19 protein-coding genes are annotated in these 20,016 nt (G+C 71.3%); 7 read left to right on the forward strand and 12 right to left on the reverse strand.

Features of this window, described 5'->3' with window-relative positions:
- Positions 1–207: 207 nt before the first annotated feature.
- From ACWC5O_RS04360 to ACWC5O_RS04390, 7 genes are all read right to left on the reverse strand, one after another.
- Positions 208–1,005 (reverse strand): ABC transporter ATP-binding protein, encoded by a 798-nt coding sequence (locus tag ACWC5O_RS04360; protein ID WP_450584907.1) that lies wholly within the window; start codon positions 1,003–1,005, stop codon positions 208–210.
- The gene (locus ACWC5O_RS04365) at positions 998–1,927 is read right to left on the reverse strand and encodes an ABC transporter permease (protein WP_450584908.1); all 930 of its coding nucleotides are present in this window, start codon (positions 1,925–1,927) and stop codon (positions 998–1,000) included. The genes ACWC5O_RS04360 and ACWC5O_RS04365 overlap by 8 nt, the downstream gene beginning before the upstream one ends.
- A 147-nt stretch (positions 1,928–2,074) precedes the next feature.
- Positions 2,075–2,947, reverse strand: coding sequence for a glycosyltransferase family 2 protein (locus ACWC5O_RS04370; RefSeq protein WP_450584910.1), 873 nt, complete (start codon positions 2,945–2,947; stop codon positions 2,075–2,077).
- 5 nt (positions 2,948–2,952) lie between these two features.
- Positions 2,953–3,732, reverse strand: a complete 780-nt coding sequence (locus ACWC5O_RS04375) for a CDP-alcohol phosphatidyltransferase family protein (protein WP_386577800.1) — start codon at positions 3,730–3,732, stop codon at positions 2,953–2,955.
- On the reverse strand, positions 3,710–4,771 hold the full coding sequence (locus ACWC5O_RS04380; protein ID WP_450584912.1) for an iron-containing alcohol dehydrogenase family protein: 1,062 nt from the start codon (positions 4,769–4,771) through the stop codon (positions 3,710–3,712). Before ACWC5O_RS04380 ends, ACWC5O_RS04375 begins: the two co-directional genes overlap by 23 nt.
- Positions 4,759–5,511, reverse strand: coding sequence for a phosphocholine cytidylyltransferase family protein (locus ACWC5O_RS04385; RefSeq protein ID WP_450584914.1), 753 nt, complete (start codon positions 5,509–5,511; stop codon positions 4,759–4,761). Before ACWC5O_RS04385 ends, ACWC5O_RS04380 begins: the two co-directional genes overlap by 13 nt.
- A complete protein-coding gene (locus ACWC5O_RS04390; RefSeq protein WP_450584916.1) occupies positions 5,508–7,319 on the reverse strand; it encodes a DUF5941 domain-containing protein in 1,812 nt (603 codons plus the stop codon). Before ACWC5O_RS04390 ends, ACWC5O_RS04385 begins: the two co-directional genes overlap by 4 nt.
- A 268-nt stretch (positions 7,320–7,587) precedes the next feature.
- On the opposite strand from ACWC5O_RS04390, the gene galE reads away from it, so the two are divergent.
- The 3 genes from galE to idi all read left to right on the forward strand — a co-directional run bounded on the left by galE (position 7,588) and on the right by idi (position 10,412).
- Positions 7,588–8,559, forward strand: coding sequence for a UDP-glucose 4-epimerase GalE (gene galE / locus ACWC5O_RS04395; protein WP_450584917.1), 972 nt, complete (start codon positions 7,588–7,590; stop codon positions 8,557–8,559).
- A 136-nt stretch (positions 8,560–8,695) separates the two neighbouring features.
- Positions 8,696–9,637, forward strand: a complete 942-nt coding sequence (locus ACWC5O_RS04400) for a cation diffusion facilitator family transporter (protein WP_450584919.1) — start codon at positions 8,696–8,698, stop codon at positions 9,635–9,637.
- A 181-nt stretch (positions 9,638–9,818) separates the two neighbouring features.
- The gene (gene idi / locus ACWC5O_RS04405; protein ID WP_450584921.1) at positions 9,819–10,412 is read left to right on the forward strand and encodes an isopentenyl-diphosphate Delta-isomerase; all 594 of its coding nucleotides are present in this window, start codon (positions 9,819–9,821) and stop codon (positions 10,410–10,412) included.
- Between the two features lie 7 nt (positions 10,413–10,419).
- Here idi and ACWC5O_RS04410 read toward each other — a convergent pair whose 3' ends face one another.
- Complete coding sequence (locus ACWC5O_RS04410; protein ID WP_450585086.1) at positions 10,420–10,914, reverse strand: ATP-binding protein; 495 nt, start codon at positions 10,912–10,914, stop codon at positions 10,420–10,422.
- Positions 10,915–11,150: 236 nt separating this feature from the next.
- Between ACWC5O_RS04410 and ACWC5O_RS04415 the strand changes: the two genes are divergently transcribed.
- Entirely contained in the window at positions 11,151–11,906 is a 756-nt protein-coding gene (locus tag ACWC5O_RS04415; RefSeq protein WP_450584922.1) for an enoyl-CoA hydratase/isomerase family protein, read from the forward strand.
- Here ACWC5O_RS04415 and ACWC5O_RS04420 read toward each other — a convergent pair.
- Positions 11,878–12,528 carry a DJ-1/PfpI family protein gene (locus ACWC5O_RS04420; protein WP_450584924.1) on the reverse strand — a complete coding sequence of 217 codons (651 nt, stop codon included), beginning with the start codon at positions 12,526–12,528 and terminating at the stop codon, positions 11,878–11,880. The two genes, ACWC5O_RS04415 and ACWC5O_RS04420, sit on opposite strands and share 29 nt — an antisense overlap.
- 50 nt (positions 12,529–12,578) lie before the next feature.
- Positions 12,579–13,538, reverse strand: coding sequence for a GlxA family transcriptional regulator (locus tag ACWC5O_RS04425; RefSeq protein WP_450584926.1), 960 nt, complete (start codon positions 13,536–13,538; stop codon positions 12,579–12,581).
- A 185-nt stretch (positions 13,539–13,723) separates the two neighbouring features.
- Here ACWC5O_RS04425 and ACWC5O_RS04430 point away from each other — a divergent pair, with 185 nt between their 5' ends.
- The 3 genes from ACWC5O_RS04430 (at position 13,724) to ACWC5O_RS04440 (ending at position 17,288) form a co-directional block, all read left to right on the forward strand.
- Positions 13,724–16,117, forward strand: coding sequence for a Tex family protein (locus ACWC5O_RS04430; protein ID WP_450584927.1), 2,394 nt, complete (start codon positions 13,724–13,726; stop codon positions 16,115–16,117).
- A gap of 126 nt (positions 16,118–16,243) precedes the next feature.
- Positions 16,244–16,822 (forward strand): DinB family protein, encoded by a 579-nt coding sequence (locus ACWC5O_RS04435; RefSeq protein WP_450584929.1) that lies wholly within the window; start codon positions 16,244–16,246, stop codon positions 16,820–16,822.
- Positions 16,823–16,880: 58 nt separating this feature from the next.
- The gene (locus ACWC5O_RS04440) at positions 16,881–17,288 is read left to right on the forward strand and encodes an SRPBCC family protein (protein WP_450584931.1); all 408 of its coding nucleotides are present in this window, start codon (positions 16,881–16,883) and stop codon (positions 17,286–17,288) included.
- Here ACWC5O_RS04440 and ACWC5O_RS04445 read toward each other — a convergent pair.
- Both ACWC5O_RS04445 and ACWC5O_RS04450 read right to left on the reverse strand, forming a co-directional pair.
- Positions 17,275–18,915 (reverse strand): ABC-F family ATP-binding cassette domain-containing protein, encoded by a 1,641-nt coding sequence (locus ACWC5O_RS04445; RefSeq protein ID WP_450584933.1) that lies wholly within the window; start codon positions 18,913–18,915, stop codon positions 17,275–17,277. The genes ACWC5O_RS04440 and ACWC5O_RS04445 overlap by 14 nt on opposite strands.
- Positions 18,916–18,981: 66 nt before the next feature.
- Positions 18,982–20,010, reverse strand: a complete 1,029-nt coding sequence (locus tag ACWC5O_RS04450) for an oxidoreductase (protein WP_450584934.1) — start codon at positions 20,008–20,010, stop codon at positions 18,982–18,984.
- Positions 20,011–20,016 lie beyond the last annotated feature (6 nt).

Raw genomic sequence — 20,016 nt, forward strand, 5'->3', positions numbered from 1 at the left:
CATTATGGCCCTACTTGCCGCTTTCCGGCACCCGTACAGCTTACGTTGTACAACGCGGCAAGGTCCGTCGGGGTGTCCTGCACATCACAACAACACACCGATTGACGTCAAGATTCCTAAGGGCGCGGGGAGTTGACGTTTCCTTTGCAGACGCAGGGCCCCACCGGACGGTTGCCGACGGGGCCCTGGCCGAAACGGCTCAACGGGTCACTTGCCCGTGAACTTCTCGTACTCCTTGAGGACCTCTTCGGTCGGGCCGTCCATGCGCAGTTCGCCGCGCTCCAGCCACAGGACGCGATTGCAGGTGTCGCGAATGGACTTGTTGTTGTGACTGACCAGAAACACCGTGCCGGCCTCCTTGCGCAGTTCCCGGATGCGCTCCTCGGAGCGCTTCTGGAACTTGCGGTCACCGGTGGCCAGCGCCTCGTCGATCATGAGGACGTCGTGGTCCTTGGCGGCGGCGATGGAGAAGCGCAGCCGGGCCGCCATGCCGGAGGAGTAGGTGCGCATCGGCAGCGTGATGAAGTCGCCCTTCTCGTTGATCCCGGAGAAGTCGACGATGTCCTCGTAGCGCTCCTTGATCTGCTCACGGGACATGCCCATGGCGAGACCGCCGAGGATCACGTTGCGCTCACCGGTGAGGTCGTTCATCAGCGCCGCGTTGACGCCCAGCAGCGAGGGCTGGCCGTCGGTGTAGACCTTGCCCTGCTCGGCCGGCAGCAGACCGGCGATGGCACGCAGCAGGGTGGACTTGCCCGAGCCGTTGGAGCCGATCAGGCCGATGGCCTCGCCGCGGTAGGCGACGAAGGAGACGCCCCGCACGGCGTGCACCTTGCGCACACCTCGCTCCTCGCCGCGCTTGAGTATGCGGCTGAGGGCGGCCGTCGCACTGCCCTTGCCCGTCTTCGCGCCGTTGACCCGGTAGACGATGTGCAGGTCGTCGGCGATGACCGTCGGGCGCCGCCCGGCGCTGTCCGCGTTGTCATGGGGATTCCGCTCAGCCACGGCCGTACCTCTCCTCCGCCTTCCAGAAGTACACGAACCCGCCGGCGAAGACGACCACGGCCCAGAACAGGGCGATGGCCCACACGTGCGGCGGCAGGTTCGAGGCGCCGTACCCGTCGATCAGCGCGAAGCGCATCAGGTCCATGTAGACGGCGGCCGGGTTCACCTGCAGCAGGCGGACCACCCACTCGGGACGGCCCTCCATCATCTTGCTGATGGAGAACATGACGCCGGAGGCGTACATCCAGGTCCGCAGGATGAACGGCATCAGCTGGGCGAGGTCCGGCGTCTTGGCGCCCATGCGCGCCACGATCAGCGCGAGCCCGGTGTTGAACAGGAACTGCAGCACCAGGACCGGCACGATCAGCAGCCAGGACAGGCTCGGGTAGCTGCCGAAGCCGATCGCCACGACGAACATGACGATCATCGAGAAGAGCAGCTGCTGGAGCTGCTGCAGCGAGAAGGAGACGGGCAGCGAGGCCCGCGGGAAGTGCAGGGCGCGCACCAGGCCCAGGTTGCCGGAGATCGCGCGGACGCCCGACATGATCGAGCTCTGCGTGAAGGTGAAGACGAACACACCCGTGACGAGGAACGGGATGTACACGTCCTTGGACATGCCCCGGCTCGCGTGCAGGATGACGCCGAAGATGAAGTAGTAGACCGCCGCGTTCAGCAGCGGGGTCGCCACCTGCCACAGCTGGCCGAGCTTGGCCTGGCTGTACTGCGCGGTCAGCTTCGCCTGGGAGAAGGCGAGGATGAAGTGGCGCCGCCCCCACAGCTGCCGGACGTACTCGGTGAGCGAGGGCCGGGCACCGCTCACGGCGAGCCCGTACTTGGCGGCGAGCTGGGCCGCCGTCAGTCCCTCGTCGGGCGACGGGGCCGCGGTCACCGCGACACCGCCGTCGTGCGTTGTCTCACTCACAGGTGGAAGCTTTCGTCTTCGAGTGCATCTGTGTGGGGGTTCGTCGTGAACGTTGTGGTCGGCGTGGTTCTTCGTGCTTGCGCCGTCCGGCTGCGTCGGATCCGGCTTCGGCCGCGCCCCAGGACGCGGCCCGCTCGGTCGAGCTTGTCAGATGACGGGAGGCCGGCCCAGTCGTGTGAGCCGCCACACCGTGCGCCACCGCATGGGGCGGCGGGGGCCGCACGGGGAGGTCCAGCCCTCCTTGAAGCCGCCGAACCATGCCTTCAGGGCCGGTCCCGAGGGGCGGCGCAGCAGGGTGAGCAGCAGCCAGACCCCGAGGTAGACGGGGACCAGGAGCGCGGGGAGGTTGCGCCGGGCCAGCCAGACCCGGTTGCGGGCGACCATGCGGTGGTACACCGCGTGCCGCGAGGGCGCGGTCGTCGGGTGGTACAGCACCATGTCGGACCGGTAGTCGATCATCCAGCCGGCGTCGAGGGCCCGCCAGGCCAGGTCGGTCTCCTCGTGGGCGTAGAAGAACTCGTCCGGGAGCACGCCGGCCTCGGCGAAGACCTGGGTGCGGACCGCGTTGGCGCCACCGAGGAAGGTGGTGACCCGGGAGGAGCGCATCGGGTCGGAGGCGCGCAGCCGCGGTACGTGCCGGCGCTGGGTCTCGCCCGTGTCCGGGTCGGCGATGCGGAAGCTGACGATGCCGAGCTTCGGGTCGGCCTCGAACGCCTGCCGGCACAGTTCGGCGGTGTCGTGGCGGGCGAGCAGGCCGTCGTCGTCGAGGAAGAGCAGTACGTCGACGTCGCGGCCACCGGGGCCGAAGGCCTCTATGCCGACGTTGCGGCCGCCGGGGATGCCCAGGTTCTCGGGCAGTTCTATGGTCCGTACGCCCTCGGGGACGTCCGGGACGGGCGAGCCGTTGCCGACGACGACCACCTCGACCGGGTCGCCGTCCTGCTTGGCGACCGAGTCGAGCAGGGCACGCAGCTCCTCGGGCCGGTTGCCCATGGTGATGATGACCGCGCCGACCTTCATGCCGCTCACCTCAGCCTGCTGGAGGCGAGGATGGACACCAGGTGCAGCACGGTCTGCAGCACGGCGATGCCGGCGAGCACCGCGGTGCCGAGCCGGGTGAAGAACAGGTCGCCGTGGATCTGGTCCAGGATCGCCAGGACCAGGATCAGCAGCGAGGCCTCGATGCCGAGGATCAGCCGGTGGAACTTGAGCGCCGAGGCGGCCCGGCGGGCCAGCGCCATGCCGGAGGAGCGCGGCTCGGACGCCGCCTCCTTGACCGGCGCCATGCCGGCCTGGTGCCGGGCGACACCGACGAGGTCGGTCTCGGCCTTGATAAGGATCGCGCCGAGCGCGGCGAGGGTGCCGAGGAAGGCCCACAGCCAGTCGATACGGCCGGTGCCCCACAGGTCGGCGGCGCGCAGGCCGAGGCCGACCAGGACGGCCGCGTCCGTGAGGTACGCGCCGACGCGGTCCAGGTAGACCCCGCCGAGCGAGTACTGCTTCTTCCAGCGGGCGATCTCGCCGTCGACGCAGTCCAGCAGCAGGTACAGCTGGGTGGCGACCACGCCGAGCACGGCGCCCGCGATCCCCGGCACGAGCAGGGCCGGGGCCGCGAGCACACCGCAGACGGTCATCAGGTACGTGAGCTGGTTGGGCGTGACCCTGGTGTTCACCAGGTAGCGGTCGACGCGCAGGGACACCTCGCGCATGTAGAGGCGTCCCGCCCAGTGCTCACCGCTGCGCCGGTCCTTCACCCCCGCGGGGTGGACGACCGGTCGGAGTTCAGCTACCGATGGCCTTGACATAGTCGGCGTAGATGTCCTTGATCTGGTTCGTCTTGAGGTCGAGGTGCTCGAGGATCGTGTAGCGGCCGGGCCTGGTCTCCGGAGCGAACTCCACGGCGCGGACGAACTCGTCCAGCGTGAAGCCGATCTCCTCCGGCAGCACCGGAAGCCCGTGCCGGCGCAGCACCTCGGCCATGTACGCCGACTCCTCGTGCGCTCCGCGCAGGTACATCGCGAAGGCGGCACCGAGCCCGCACTGCTCGCCGTGGCTCGCGGCGCGCTTGGGGAAGAGCAGGTCGAAGGCGTGGTTGATCTCGTGACAGGAGCCCGAGGCGGGCCGGGAGTCGCCGGAGATCGACATCGCGATGCCGGTGAGGACCAGCGCCTCGGCGAGCACCTGGAGGAAGTCGTTGTCCCCGATGCCGCCGGGGTGCCGGAGCACCGCCTCCCCGGCCTGGCGGGCCATGGCGGCGGCCAGACCGTCGATCTTCTCGCCGTTGACCCGGTTGGACAGCTCCCAGTCCGCGATCGAGTTGATGTTGGAGATCGCGTCGCCGATGCCGGCCCGCACGAAGCGCGCCGGTGCGTCGCGGATCACGTCCAGGTCGATGACGACGGCGATCGGGTTCGGCACACCGTAGGAGCCGCGCCCGGCGTCGTTGTCGAGGGTGGCCACCGGCGAGCACAGGCCGTCGTGCGCGAGGTTCGTCGGCACGGCGACCAGGGGCAGGCCGACACGCGCCGCGGCGAATTTGGCGCAGTCGATGATCTTGCCGCCACCGAGGCCCACGACCGCGTCGAAGTGGCCGGCCTTCATGGCGCCGGCCAGCCGGATCGCATCGTCGAGGGTGCCGCCGCCGACCTCGTACCAGGTGGCGCCGGGCAGCGAGGGGGCGACACGCTCGCGCAGCTTGGCACCGGAGCCGCCGCTGACGGCGACGGCGAGCCGGCCCGACTGCGAGATCCGCTCGTCGGCGAGCACTCCGGCCAGGTCGTCGAGGGCACCCGGGCGGATGTCCACGACGACCGGCGACGGAATGAGCCTCGTCAGTACTGGCACGCGATCTCCCGTCCGCGGGCGAGGTCGTCGTGGTTGTCGATCTCGACCCACTGGACGTCACCGATCGGCGCGACGTCGATCTTGAAGCCGCGGTTCACCAGCTCCTGGTACCCGTGCTCGTAGAACTGCTGCGGGTCCGTCTCCCAGACCGTCTTCAGCGCGTCGGCCAGGTCGGGAGCGGCGTCGCCCTCGATCAGGGTGACGCCGATGTACTCACCGGTCGCCTCGGCGGGGTCCATCAGCTTGGTGATCTTCTGGACGCCCTTGGCGGGGTCGACGACGACCTTCATCTCCTCGTCGGCGAGGGACTTCACGGTGTCCAGCGCGAGGATGATCTTCTTGCCGTCGCCGCGGGCGGCGAGCAGCGTCTTCTCGACGGAGACCGGGTGCACGGTGTCGCCGTTGGCGAGGATCACACCGTCCTTGAGGGCATCACGGCCGCACCACAGGGAGTAGGCGTTGTTCCACTCCTCGGCCTTGTCGTTGTCGATGAGGGTCAGCTTGAGGCCGTACTTCGCCTCCAGAGCCGCCTTGCGCTCGTACACGGCCTCCTTGCGGTAGCCGACGATGATCGCGACCTCGGTCAGGCCGATCTCGGCGAAGTTGCCGAGGGTGAGGTCGAGCACCGTGATCGAGTCCTCTATGCCCGCGGGGCCCACCGGCACCAGCGCCTTGGGAAGGGTGTCGGTGTAGGGGCGAAGACGCCGTCCGGCGCCGGCCGCCAGCACGAGGCCGATCATGCGGGTTCTCCTTCATCGTGTACGGCGGGCGCCCCAGCGGACACCCAGAAGCGGATGCTCTCGACGAGCACCACCAGGGCGACGACCACGGCGAGGACCGTGAGCGCGACCTTGAACTGCGAGGCGGTGAGCACCGCCGCGAGGACGGTGACGAGCACCGTCCGCCCCTCCTGGCCCCCGATGGCACGTACCAGCCAGGCCGGGGGCGCTCCGGCGTTGCCGCGGATGCGGTACACCGTGTCGTAGTGATGGTAGGCGACGGCGGCCACCAGGCCGAAAGCCGCAGGGAGGGCCCCGTTCACCCCTGCTTTACTCGCCAGGACGAGCACCGTGCCGTACTCGGCGGCCCGGAACAGCGGGGGGATCAGCCAGTCCAGGGCGCCCTTGAGGGGGCGGTACAGCGCCCGGCCGGAGGCGACGGCGTAAACCACGGCACCGGCGACGGGCGCCCAGGTCACCCCGGAGAAGAGGGAGACGGCGAGGACGGCCGTGCCGCCCAGGGCCACCAGAAGCGGGCCACCGAGGTTGCCACGCGTGACACGCGTCACGTACGAGGCGAGCGGTCCGTTGTCGGCGAGGTCCGCGAGGGCCTGCGCGGCCCGGTCCGTGCGCTTCGCCTTGCGGGTCACCGAGCGCAGCACGCGGCCGGCCGTGGTGTACGTCGCGGCGAAGGCGCACCCGACGAGGAGCACGTAGAAGGTGATGCGCGGGGTGGTGACCGCGGTGAGGACGGCGATCATGGCCCAGCGTTCGCCGATGGGCAGGACGATCATCCGCCGCAGCCAGACCGTCCAGCCGACGCTGTCCAGCTTGTCGGAGAGGGCGGCGGTGGGGCTGGTGTTGGCGGTGGCGTCGTGGTTGGCCTCGTTGAAGGAGAAGTCCACGACGTGCCGGCAGGTCTGAAGGATCATCGCGCCGAGGGCGAGGGCCCACACGTCGTCGCCGCCGTGGGCCGCACCGAGGGCGAGTCCCGCGTAGTAGGCGTACTCCTTGGCCCGGTCGAAGGTGGCGTCGAGCCAGGCGCCGAGCGTGGAGTACTTCAGGGCGTAGCGGGCGAGCTGGCCGTCGGTGCAGTCCAGGACGAACGAGGCGATCAGCAGCACGCCGGCCGCGACGAAGCCGGCCCGGGTACCGGTCGCCGCGCAGCCGGCGGCTATCAGGGCGGTGAGCAGCGAGGCGGTGGTGACCTGGTTGGGGGTCAGGCCCCGGCGGGCGCACCAGCGGGCGATGTAGCGCGAGTACGGGCTGATGAGGAACGTGGTGAAGAAGCCGTCGCGGGACTTCACGGCCGACTTCAGGCGTACGGCCTCGTCGTCGACGGCGGTGACGGCCTGCCGGGCCTCGTTGCGGGCCTGCGGGTCCTCCGGCACGGCGGCGACGAGACTGCCCAGCTCGGGGCGGTGGATCGCGCTGCCGTCGGCGGAGAGGGCGGTGACGACGCGGTCGACGTCCCCCACGCTCGACTTCGCTCGCGCGGGGGCACCCCCATGGGCCGTACCGCCGCCGGCGGCGGTCTCGCGGGCCAGGGCCCGGGTCAGCGCCTGCCGCGCGGCGGGCTGGGCGGTGACGGCGCCGGGGACGGCCGCGAGCGGGAAGCGCGGGTCGGTGAGGCCGAGGCGCAGGGCGTGCAGGTGGCCGACGAAGCGGGCGTCGACCAGGGCCACGCGCCGGTCGGCCGGGACCGCCGCGAGCAGGCTCTCCGCCTCGGAGGCGTCGGTTGCCGCGCGCACGTCGAAGCCGAGGGACCGCAGATCGTTCTCAAGCGACGATCCGGGGACCGGCTGACCGGTGACGATGGCGGTCGACAACCGAACTCACTCCCTGGGTGCCGGCGCGGCGGCGCCGGTCTTCTGCGTGGTGTGGGGCGCCCCTGCCTGCGGCTCCCGGGCGGCATGTCGGCGAAGGGTATCCGATGGGCTCGATCCCTTGTTCACCGGCCGTTCACGGTCCGGCCCACAGCGGCTGCCCCGGCCTTTGCCGCGATCATCATCGGTGATCCGGGGCCCGCCCCACAAACCGTGGCCCCAGACCCGGGCATCAGGGACATGCGGACGGGTCGGCATAGGGTGGGCGACCATGACGTGGCTGATCACCGGCGGAGCCGGATACATCGGGGCGCATGTGGCACGGGCCATGGCGGGCGCCGGAGAGAGCGTCGTGGCGCTGGACGACCTGTCGGCCGCCGTGCCCTCACGGCTGCCCGCAAAGGTGCCGCTCGTCGAGGGCTCGACGCTGGACGGGGAGCAGCTCAAGCGGGTCTTCGCGGAGCATGGCGTCACGGGCGTCGTCCATCTCGCGGCGCGCAAACAGGTCGCCGAGTCCGTGGCCCAGCCCACGCGCTACTACCGCGAGAACGTGGGTGGCCTGGCCACCCTCCTGGACGCGATGGCCGAGGCCGGCGTCGGCCGGCTGCTGTTCTCCTCGTCGGCGGCCGTGTACGGCAACCCCGGCGTGGACCTGATCACCGAGGACACCCCGTGTGCGCCGGTGAACCCGTACGGCGAGACCAAGCTGGCCGGGGAGTGGCTGGTGCGGGCCGCGGGCCGGGCGCACGGGATCTCCACGGTGTGCCTGCGCTACTTCAACGTGGCGGGCGCGGCCGCGCCGGAACTGTCGGACACGGGTGTGTTCAACATCGTGCCGATGGTCTTCGACCGGATCACCCGCGACGAGGCCCCACGGATCTTCGGCGCCGACTACCCGACGCCGGACGGCACGTGCATCCGTGACTACATTCACGTGACCGACCTCGCCGAGGCACATCTCGCGGCGGCCCGGCGGCTCTCCGGCGGGGACCTGGCCGGCGATCTGACGCTGAACATCGGCCGCGGTGCGGGCGTCTCGGTGCGCGAGCTGATCACGGTCATCGGCGAGGTCACCGGCGACCGGCGGGCGCCGCTGGTGGAGGGGCGCCGCCCGGGGGACGCGCCGCGTGCGGTCGCCTCGGCCGAGCGGGCCGCCGAGACGCTGGGCTGGCGGGCCCGGCGCGGGGTGCGCGAGATGGTGGAGTCGGCCTGGCAGGGCTGGCAGCTGCACCACGGCAAGTGAGTCGGCGCCGCCCTGACCAGCGGTTCGTTTGCGCAGGTCAGGGCACATGACAACGGTGTTCAGTGCCGCGTTGCCCGATACCCCCCACCCGTAGTTCACTGTCAGCTCGGGAGCAACACGGAAGGGCGGACTTCTCATGGGGGCAGGACACGACCACGGGCATGCGCACAGCCATGCCCCGCCCACGGGTACGGCGGCGGCCGCGTACCGTGGCCGGCTGACCGTGGCACTGGGCATCACGCTCACGATCATGGTGGTCGAGATCGTCGGCGGTCTCCTCGCGGATTCTCTCGCCCTGATCGCGGACGCGGCCCACATGGCGACCGACGCGGTGGGTCTGGGCATGGCGCTGCTCGCCATCCACTTCGCGAACCGCCCGCCGAGCACCAACCGCACCTTCGGCTACGCCCGGGCCGAGATCCTCGCCGCCCTGGCCAACTGCCTGCTGCTGCTCGGCGTCGGCGGCTACGTGCTCGTCGAGGCGATCCAGCGGTTCTTCACGCCCGCGGACACCGCGGGCGGCCTGATGATCATGTTCGGTCTGTTCGGCCTGGTCGCGAACACCGTGTCGCTCACCCTGCTGATGCGCGGGCAGAAGGAGAGCCTGAACGTGCGCGGCGCCTTCCTGGAGGTGGCCGCGGACGCGCTCGGCTCGGTGGCGGTGCTGATCTCCGCGACCGTGATCCTCACCACGGGCTGGCAGGCGGCCGACCCCATCGCCTCGCTCGTCATCGGGCTGATGATCGTACCGAGGACGCTGAAGCTGCTGCGCGAGACGCTGGACGTGCTGCTGGAAGCGGCACCCAAGGACGTCGACATGGCGGAGGTGCGGGCGCACATCCTCGCCCTGGACGGCGTGGAGGACGTGCACGATCTGCACGCCTGGACGATCACCTCGGGCCTGCCCGTGGTGTCCGCGCACGTGGTGGTCAGCTCGGAGGTGCTGAACGCCATCGGGAACGAGAAGATGCTGCACGAGCTGCAGGGCTGCCTGGGCGGCCACTTCGACGTGGAGCACTGCACCTTCCAGCTGGAGCCGGGCGGGCACGCGGAGCACGAGGCACGCCTGTGCCACTGACCGCACATACATTCGTTCGATATTCCGCGACGGTTCCCCGCTCTGCCCGCCGGGCACGATGACCTACCGGGCCCCACCTCGGCGCCGCCGCGCGCGGGACATGCGGACGTGCCGGGAAGTGCCGGGAGTGCCGGATTCGTACGGCAGACTTGGGGCGCGAAGACCGAGTCGAAGGATGGGTATGCCGATCACACCTGCCACCGAGACGCACAGCTCGTCGAACGGCACCGCAGAGGCGATTTTGCTGGAACTGGTCGACGAGAAGGGCGTGACGATCGGCACCGCGGAGAAGCTCGCCGCCCATCAGCCACCGGGACAGCTGCACCGGGCGTTCTCGGTGTTCCTCTTCGACGAACAGGGCCGGCTGCTGCTCCAGCAGCGGGCGCTCGGCAAGTACCACTCCCCCGGTGTGTGGTCCAACACCTGCTGCGGCCACCCCTACCCCGGCGAGGCGCCCTTCGCGGCGGCTGCCCGGCGGACCTACGAGGAGCTGGGCGTGTCGCCGTCGCTGCTGGCGGAGGCGGGCACGGTTCGTTACAACCACCCGGACCCGGCCTCGGGCCTGGTCGAGCAGGAGTTCAACCACCTGTTCGTCGGCCTGGTGCAGGCGCCGCTCGCGCCGGACCTGGAGGAGGTCGGTCAGACCGCCTTCGTGACGGCGGCCGAGCTGGCGGAGCGGCACGCCCGGGACCCGTTCTCGGCGTGGTTCATGACCGTGCTGGACGCGGCCCGTCCGGCCGTCAGGGAGCTGACGGGCGAGTCCGCGGGCTGGTAGTCCGCCGTCAGGTGAAGGTCACGGGCTTGAGCGGCAGGGCGGCCCAGATCACCTTGCCGCCGCTCGCCGTGTGCTCCACGTCGACCACGCCGCCCGCCTCCTGGGCCACCTCACGGACCAGGAGCAGCCCGCGGCCGCCGGTCCGGCCGTGGTCGGCCTCCAGGGCGGTGGGGCGGTAGGGGTGGTTGTCCTCCACCGACACCCGCACCCACTCGGCCCCGACGGCCACCTCCACGGCGAGCACCGGCGACAGCAGCGCCGCGTGCCGGACCGCGTTCGTGACCAGCTCGGAGACGATCAGCAGCAGTCCGTACACCAGGTCGTCGGAGACCGGTACGCCCTGGCGCAGCAGCAGGTCCCGTACGGCGTGTCGCGCCTGCGGGACCGAGGCGTCCACGGCGGCCGCGGTGAACCGCCAGACGCCCTCGTACGGCAGTGGATCAGGCGGCCGCTCGGCGCCCCCCGCTGGGCGCGGGTCGTCCCCGCGCCCGTGGTTGTCCATCGTCCGGTCGCCACCCTCGCGCTCGATTGTCACCACACGTCGAGTGTTGGTAACGATCCCCTCCGCGCCGAAGGACTGAACACAAGTCAGCGCTTATCGAGCGGTTCTGACCGCGTGCGTATGACAAAGGCAGTTGTAGGACCACTCCTGCCCCCCTGACGCCGGTTCACGAACTATTCGTGTTGTGGGAAAACTCCCAAGGAGCCCGCAGACGCCCTCCGGATAGCATCCACCGCATGGATCCCCAGCTGTCGTACCAGGTCGTCGACTCCGTCGCCACGGTCGTCATCCGTCATCCGGCCAAGCGCAACGCCATGACGGCCGCGATGTGGCGAGCCCTGCCGCCGCTGCTGGACCGGCTGGCAGGAGACCCGGACGTGCGGGCACTGGTGCTCACCGGGGAGGGCACGACCTTCTGCGCGGGCGCGGACATCTCCACGCTCCAGGGCTCGCCCGCCGAGGCGCAGGGGCTGGCCGTGGTGGCCGAGGAGGCCCTCACCACGTTTGCGAAGCCGACGCTCGCCGCGATCCGCGGCCACTGCGTGGGCGGCGGGGCCCAGCTCGCCGCGGCCTGTGATCTGCGGCTGGCGGAGGAGGGCGCGCTGTTCGGGGTGACGCCGGCGAAGCTCGGGATCGTGTACGCGGCCTCGTCCACCCGGCGGCTGGTCTCGCTGGTGGGACCCGCCACCGCCAAGTACCTGTTGTTCTCGGCCGAGTTGATCGACGCTCAGCGGGCGCTGCGCACCGGGCTGGTGGACGAGGTGCTGCCCGAGGGCGAACTGGACAAGCGGGTCGCCGAGTTGACCCGGATCCTGGTGTCGCGCTCCCAGCTCACCCAGGCCGCCGCGAAGGAGTTCGCGAACGGGCGCACCGACCGGGACGCCCACTGGGCGGAGCAGGCGCGAGGCAGCGGCGACACCGCGGAGGGGGTCGCCGCGTTCCTGGAGCGCAGGCAGCCGCGCTTCACCTGGAACGTGCCTGCACCAGGGTGAAGCGGCTGTGGGTGCGGAACTCCTCCACCAGGTGCGCGGGCGCCTTGTCCGGGGAGCCCGCGTCGTACGGCGGCTGCGGGTCGTACTCGATCAGCAGCTGGACGGCCTGGGCGTGTTCGTCGCCGGCGATCCTGCCGACCAGGGTGAGGCTCATGTCGATGCCCGAGGAGACGCCGGCGGCGGTGACGTACTTGCCGTCGGTGACGACGCGCTCCCCCGTCGGTTCGGCGCCGAACTCCTTCAGGAGGTCCAGCGCGACCCAGTGACTGGTGGCGCGCCGGCCCGTCAGCAGGCCCGCGGCGCCGAGCAGCAGCGAGCCCGAGCACACCGAGGTCGTCCAGGTGGTCGTCGCGTCGACGGCGCGCAGCCAGTCCAGCAGGGCCTGGTTCTTCAGCTGGTCGAAGGTGCCGGGACCGCCGGCGACCACCACGATGTCGGGGTTCGGCACCTCTTCCAGGGCCTTGTCCGCGGTGACGGCGAGAAAACCGGTGTCGGTGCGTACGGAGCCGGGTCGCTCGGCGACGAAGTCGACCCGCGCGTCCGGGAGACGGCTGAGGACCTCGTAGGGTCCCACGACGTCCAGAGCGGTGAAGCGGTCGTAGACGACCAGGGCGATGTGCATGGGAATTCCCTTCACTGGGCGTGTTCCGGACTCGGTGGCGCGTTGCGGTTTCAGTGAGCGGATGCCGGGTGGAAGCGTCTGCGGTACTCCGCGGGTGGTGTGCCGAGGGACCTGACGAAGGCACGCCGCATGGCCTCGGGCGTGCCGTAGCCGCTGGCGCGGGAGATCTCCTCGACGCCGTCGGACGTGTCCTCCAGAAGGCGGCGGGCGTGTTCGAGGCGGACGCGGTCGACGTAGCGGCCCGGTGTCATGCCGGTCTCCTCCCGGAAGGCGCGGGCGAAGTGGCGGGGCGAGAGCCGGGCGCGGGCGGCCAGCGACTCGACGGTCAGGTCGTCGTCGGGGTGCTCGGTGATCCATCGCTGGACCTCCCGGAGGGGTTCGCGCCGCGCGGTCTGGGCGGCGAGCTGGGCACTGAACTGCGCCTGGTTGCCGGGCCGGCGCAGGAAGACCACGAGGTGCCGGGCGACGAAGAGCGCGACGTCGCGGTCCAGGTCCTCCTCGACGAGGGCCAGGGCGAGGTCGATGCCGGAGGTCACGCCCGCCGAGGTGGAGACGTGTCCGTCGCGGACGTAGATCGGCTCGGGGTCCACCGCCACGGCCGGGTGGTCGCGGGCGAGCTTGTCGCAGTAGGCCCAGTGGGTCGTCGCGCGGCGGCCGTCGAGCAGTCCCGCGGCGGCGAGCAGGATCGACCCGGTGCAGACGGAGACGAGGCGCCGCGCGCGCGGGCCGTGCGTGCGCAGCCACTCGACCAGCCGCGGATCGGGGCTGCGGGTGCCCGCACCGCCGGGGACCAGCAGGGTGTGCGGGACGGAGACCTCCGTGAGCGCCTCGTCCGGTACGAGGGTCAGGCCGCTGGAGGTGCGCACCGGGCCGCCGTCCAGGGATGCCGTGCGAAGGCGGTACGTCCCCGGCCTGTGGTGCTCGGCACCGGCGAACACCTCGACGGGGCCGGTGACGTCGAGGCTCTGCACGCCGTCGAAGAGGACGAAGAGGAGGGTGCGCTGCGGCATGTCTCGATTCTTCGATGAGGGGAGCATGGCCGCAATGACGGGTTCCCCACCCTTTCTGCCACACCGCAGGGGCCGGGCCCGGCTTCCGGGTGCGGCGGCCCGCCACGTGCCGCCCTGATCCCCGGTTGTCGGTGTCACCTGCCACAATTGCCGCGCAACCTCAGTGGAGAAGGCGGTACGGGATCGTGACGACACCCCTCGTAGGGTCCATCGAAGGCAGGATCGCCGAGGAGCTCGGCGTACGGGAGCGGCAGGTGAAGGCCGCGGTGGAGCTGCTCGACGGCGGTTCGACGGTGCCCTTCATCGCCCGCTACCGCAAGGAAGCGACCGAGATGCTCGACGACGCGCAGCTGCGCACGCTCGAGGAGCGGCTGCGCTATCTGCGGGAGCTGGAGGAGCGCCGGAGCGCGATCCTGGAGTCGGTGCGCGAGCAGGGCAAGCTCACCGAGGAGCTGGAGGCGCGGATCCGCGGCGCCGAGACCAAGGCGCGGCTCGAGGACATCTACCTGCCCTACAAGCCCAAGCGGCGCACCAAGGCGCAGATCGCGCGGGAGGCCGGCCTGGAGCCGCTCGCCGAGGGACTGCTGGGCGACCCGACGGTCGAGCCGCTGGCCGCGGCGGCCGCGTTCGTGGACGCCGACAAGGGCGTCGCCGATCCGCAGGCCGCGCTGGAGGGCGCGCGGGCGATCCTGACCGAGCGGTTCTCGGAGGACGCCGACCTGATCGGCGAGGTGCGCGAGCGCATGTGGGTGCGCGGGCGGCTGGCCGCCAAGGTGCGGGAGGGCAAGGAGGAGGCGGGCGCCAAGTTCGCCGACTACTTCGACTTCGCCGAGCCGTTCACCGAGCTGCCCTCGCACCGCATCCTGGCGATGCTGCGCGGCGAGAAGGAGGAGGTCCTCGACCTCGTCCTGGAGCCGGAGGAGAGCGCTGAGTCCTCGTCGGTTCCGTCCTCGTACGAGGGGATCATCGCCCGCCGCTTCGGGATCGCCGAGCGGGGGCGCCCCGCCGACAAGTGGCTGACGGACACGGTCCGCTGGGCCTGGCGCACCCGCATCCTGGTGCACCTCGGCATCGACCTGCGCCTGAGGCTGCGTACGGCCGCCGAGGACGAGGCGGTGAACGTGTTCGCGGCGAACCTGCGCGACCTGCTGCTCGCCGCCCCGGCCGGCACGCGCTCGACGCTCGGCCTGGACCCCGGCTTCCGTACGGGCGTGAAGGTCGCCGTGGTCGACGCCACCGGCAAGGTCGTCGCCACGGACGTGATCTACCCGCACGTCCCGGCCAACAAGTGGGACGAGGCGATCGCCAAGCTGGCGCGGCTGGCGAAGGAGCACGCGGTCGAGCTGGTCGCCATCGGCAACGGCACGGCGTCCCGGGAGACCGACAAGCTCGCCGGTGAACTGATCTCCAGGCACCCGGAGTTGAAGCTCACCAAGGTCATGGTGTCCGAGGCGGGCGCGTCCGTGTACTCGGCATCGCAGTACGCCTCGCAGGAACTGCCCGACATGGACGTCTCGCTGCGCGGCGCGGTCTCCATCGCCCGCCGGCTGCAGGACCCGCTGGCCGAGCTGGTGAAGATCGACCCGAAGTCCATCGGGGTCGGCCAGTACCAGCACGACCTGTCCGAGGTGAAGCTGTCCCGCTCGCTGGACGCGGTCGTCGAGGACTGTGTGAACGGCGTCGGTGTGGACGTCAACACCGCGTCCGTGCCGCTGCTCTCCCGGGTGTCCGGCATCTCCTCGGGCCTGGCCGAGAACATCGTGGCGCACCGGGACGCGAACGGGCCGTTCACGTCGCGCTCCGAGCTGAAGAAGGTGGCGCGGCTCGGCCCGAAGGCGTACGAGCAGTGCGCGGGCTTCCTGCGCATCCGCGGCGGCGCCGACCCGCTGGACTCCTCCAGCGTGCACCCGGAGGCGTACCCGGTGGTGCGGCGCATGGTGAAGACCTCGGGCCAGGAGGTCGCCTCCCTCATCGGCAACACCGGTGTGCTGCGCTCGCTGCGCCCGGCGGACTTCGTGGACGACACCTTCGGTCTGCCGACCGTCACCGACATCCTCAAGGAGCTGGAGAAGCCCGGGCGCGACCCGCGGCCCGCCTTCAAGACGGCCACCTTCAAGGAGGGCGTGGAGAAGATCTCCGACCTGTCCGCCGGGATGGTCCTGGAGGGCGTGGTCACCAATGTGGCGGCCTTCGGCGCGTTCGTGGACGTCGGTGTCCACCAGGACGGTCTGGTGCACGTCTCCGCGATGTCGAAGACGTTCGTGAAGGATCCGCGGGACGTGGTCAAGCCCGGTGACATCGTCAAGGTGAAGGTCCTCGACGTGGACATCCCGCGCAAGCGGATCGCGCTGACGCTGCGGCTGGACGACGAGGCCACGCCGCAGGGGCAGGGCGGCAAGCAGCAGCGGGGCGGCGGTTCCCGGCCGCCTCAGCAGCGGCAGGGCGGTCAGAGCCAGGGCCAGCGGCAGGGCCGCGGCGGTGACCGGGGCGGGCGGCAGGCGCCGGCACCGGCCAACAGCGCCATGGCGGACGCGCTGCGGCGGGCGGGGCTGCTGAACCCGAAGGACGGACGCCGCTGAGCTGGCCTCCGCCGCTGGACCGGTTTCCCATGCGGGGACGCGTTCCTGCGTCCCCGCTGGGGCCACCCCTCGCCACTGCGCAGAAAAGCGTGTGGACAAGGATCACCCGGTCAGCAGACTGATCCCATGACTGGATCAGATCCCAAGGCCGACCTCCAGGCGAGTCTCCAGGACGCCCGTGACGTGATGCTGTGGAAGCTGGAGGGCCTGTCGGAGTACGACGTCCGGCGTCCGCTGACCCCGACCGGCACCAATCTGCTGGGCCTGGTCAAGCACCTCACCGGAGCCGAGGCGCTGTACTTCGGAGCCTGTTTCGGGCGGCCCTTCGACGGGGCACCTCTGTGGATCACCGGGGACGCCGAGCCGGACGCCGATCTGTGGGCGCGGCCGGACGAGAGCCGGGAGGAGATCGTCGGGCGGTACCGGGAGGCGTGGGCGCACTCCGACGAGACGATCGCCTCGCTGCCGCTGGACGCGGTCGGCCGGCTGCCGGGGGATGCGGGCACCGAACTGACGCTCCACCGGATCCTCACCCACATGATCGCCGAGTCCCAGCGGCACGCCGGACACGCCGACATCGTGCGGGAGTTGATCGACGGGGCCGTGGGGCAGCGGCAAAACGGCCTGAACTCGGCGCCGTTCGATCCTGAGCACGCCGAGCGGGTCGAGCGGGCAGCGAAGGAGGCCGGGCAGCAGGGCCGGTGAACGGCGGACCGCGGAATCATGTACGGTCGCCGCCGCATCGATCCGAAGGGGCGGACTCGTGAGCAACAACGCGATCACCGTGGAACGGCGCATCGCGGCGCGCCCCGAGACGGTGTTCTCCTTCTTCACCGACCGGGACGAGTGGCTGTCCTGGATGGGCCAGGACGGCGAGTTCAGCGTCGAGCCCGGCGGCGCCTACCGGACGCGGGTCACCGGCGAGCACGTCGCCGACGGCCGCTTCGTCGAGATCGACCCGCCCGGCGTCGCACGGGCGCGGCGAGCGTCACCGGGAGCCGTGGGCGGAGCCGTTCATCCGGGCGCGGTTCGCCGCGAGGAGTTCCCCAGGTCCGCCCGTACGTTGCACACGCGGCGGGCGGGCCCGGTCCCCGCGTCGACCGACCGTGGACACGCCCGGATACGAGACGCAGCGCAGCGGTGCGGGGCCGGGTGCGTCAGCGCTCCGTGACCTTGCCCGCGGCCACCTCCAGGCGCCGGGTCACCCGGACCGCGTCCAGCATGCGCCGGTCGTGGGTGACCAGCAGGAGGGTGCCCTCATAGGCGTCGAGCGCGGACTCCAGCTGTTCGATGGCCGGCAGATCGAGGTGGTTGGTCGGCTCGTCTAGGACCAGGAGGTTGACGCCCCTGCCCTGCAGCAGGGCGAGGGCCGCCCGGGTGCGTTCGCCCGGGGAGAGGGTCGCGGCCGGGCGCAGGACGTGGTCCGACTTCAGGCCGAACTTGGCGAGCAGGGTGCGGACGTCGACCGGCTCGGTGTCGGGGACGTCCGCGCAGAACGCGTCGAGCAGGGACTCGGGGCCGTGGAACAGCTTGCGCGCCTGGTCGACCTCACCGACCAGGACGCCGGAGCCGAGGGCGGCGTGTCCGGAGTCGAGCGGTACACGGCCCAGGAGCGCGCCGAGCAGGGTCGACTTGCCGGCGCCGTTGGCTCCGGTGACCGCGACCCGGTCCGCCCAGTCGATCTGCAGCGACACCGGGCCGAAGGTGAAGTCGCCGCGCCGGACCTCGGCGTCCCGCAGGGTCGCCACCACCGCGCCGGAACGCGGGGCGGCCGCGATCTCCATGCGCAGCTCCCACTCCTTGCGTGGCTCCTCGACCACGTCGAGGCGCTCGATCATGCGCTGGGTCTGCCGGGCCTTGGCGGCCTGCTTCTCGCTGGCCTCGCTGCGGAACTTGCGGCCGATCTTGTCGTTGTCGTTGCCGGCCTTGCGCCGGGCGTTCTTCACGCCTTTGTCCATCCAGGAGCGCTGCATCTGCGCGCGGTCCTGGAGGGCGGCCTTCTTGTCGGCGAACTCCTCGTAGTCCTCGCGGGCGTGCCGGCGGGCGACGTCGCGCTCCTCCAGGTAGGCCTCGTAGCCGCCGCCGTAGAGGTTGATCTGCTGCTGGGCGAGGTCGAGTTCGAGGACCTTGGTGACCGTACGGGTGAGGAACTCACGGTCGTGGCTGACGACCACGGTGCCCGCGCGCAGGCCGGTCACGAAGCGTTCGAGGCGCTCCAGGCCGTCCAGGTCGAGGTCGTTGGTCGGCTCGTCGAGCAGGAAGACGTCGTAGCGGGAGAGGAGGAGGGAGGCGAGACCGGCGCGGGCCGCCTGGCCGCCGGAGAGGGAGGTCATCGGCTGGTCCAGGTCCACGGCCAGACCGAGGGAGTCGGCGACCTCCTCGGCCCGCTCCTCCAGGTCGGCGCCGCCGAGGTTCAGCCAGCGCTCCAGGCCGGCCGCGTACGCGTCGTCGGCACCGGGCGCGCCGTCGACCAGTGCCTGCGTGGCCTCGTCCATCACACGCTGCGCCTCGGCGACGCCGGTGCGGCGGGCCAGGAACTCCCGGACGGTCTCACCCGGCCTGCGCTCCGGCTCCTGCGGCAGATGGCCGACGGTCGCGGCCGGCGGGGACAGCCGCAGCTCACCCTGCTCGGGAGCGGTCAGCCCGGCGAGCAGCCGCAGCAGGGTGGACTTGCCCGCGCCGTTGGCACCGACCAGCCCGATCACGTCGCCGGGCGCGACGACGAGGTCGAGCCCGGAGAAGAGGGAGCGGTCGCCGTGCCCGGCGGCGAGGTTCTTGGCGACGAGGGTGGCAGTCATCAGGAGGCCGATCCTAGTGTCCCGGGCACCCGGCCATCAGCGGGGTTCCCCGGGGCCGCCCGGCCCTCACTTCCCCATCGGCTCGACCAGCACACTCCCCGACGTTCTGGCCACCACGAACGCCTCCCCCTTCACCGCCTTCGGGTCCAGCGGAATGCGGTGGCGGCCGGGCTCCAGCACGCCGTCGAAGACCTCCTGCACGTGGGTGCGGTAGAGGCGGTCCAGGCGGTATGCCGTGACCCGGACCCGGCAGGGCGAGGTGACCTCGACGGCCGCCTCGCCGTCGGCGGCGACCAGACCGGTCAGCCTGCGCTGTGGCAGCGGGCTGCGGTCCAGGGCGTGTTCGATCTGCGCGACGAGCAGGGGGACGATCGGGGCCAGGCCGCTGACGTAGGCGACCTCGACTCCGGCGCGCTCGAACGCCTCCCGTACGGCGGCCCGTTCCGCCTCGCCGACCGCACGGCCGAAGGCGACCGCGCCGTAGCCGCGCAGTTCCTCGGCGGGGACGGCACAGGCGTCCTGGGTGATGTCCGCGCCTATGCCGATGGTGCGCAGCGCGGCGGCGAGCTTGGCGAGGACGGCGACGCGGGCGCCGATCAGGAGTACCCGGCGGCGGGGCGCGGGCGGGCCGTCGGCGTCCTCGATCAGGGCGGCGAGGGCGGCCCGGTACTCGGGTCCGGCGAAGCGGAACGGCCCTATGCCGTGGTAGCCGTTGAGGTCCAGGTCGGCGTGCTCCTCCGTCTGCCAGGCGAAGTCCCGCCAGATGAAGTCGTCGCCGTCCCGCTCGATCACGGCGGTGACCGCACCACAGGCCAGGTCCGCGCACTCGGGACAGCCGTAGATCACGAACCGGCCGCCCGGGAGCGGTGGTTCGGTCTCCAGCAGCAGGCCGCGCACCTGCGCGGTGAAGATGGCGGGCGGGATGTCGGAGGCGAGCGGGGAGACGGCGTCCAGGTCCGAGAGCTGGAACAGCAGTGGACGCCCGTCCACGATGAAGTCCACGAAGTCGCGGTGGACCTGGTAGCCGCCGTCGGAGAGGACACCGCCGGCGCGCATCGCCGGTGCCAGGCCGAAGGTCGCGTATGCGGCAGACATGCTGTG

It is taken from the genome of Streptomyces sp. NPDC001450 (genome assembly GCF_053597295.1).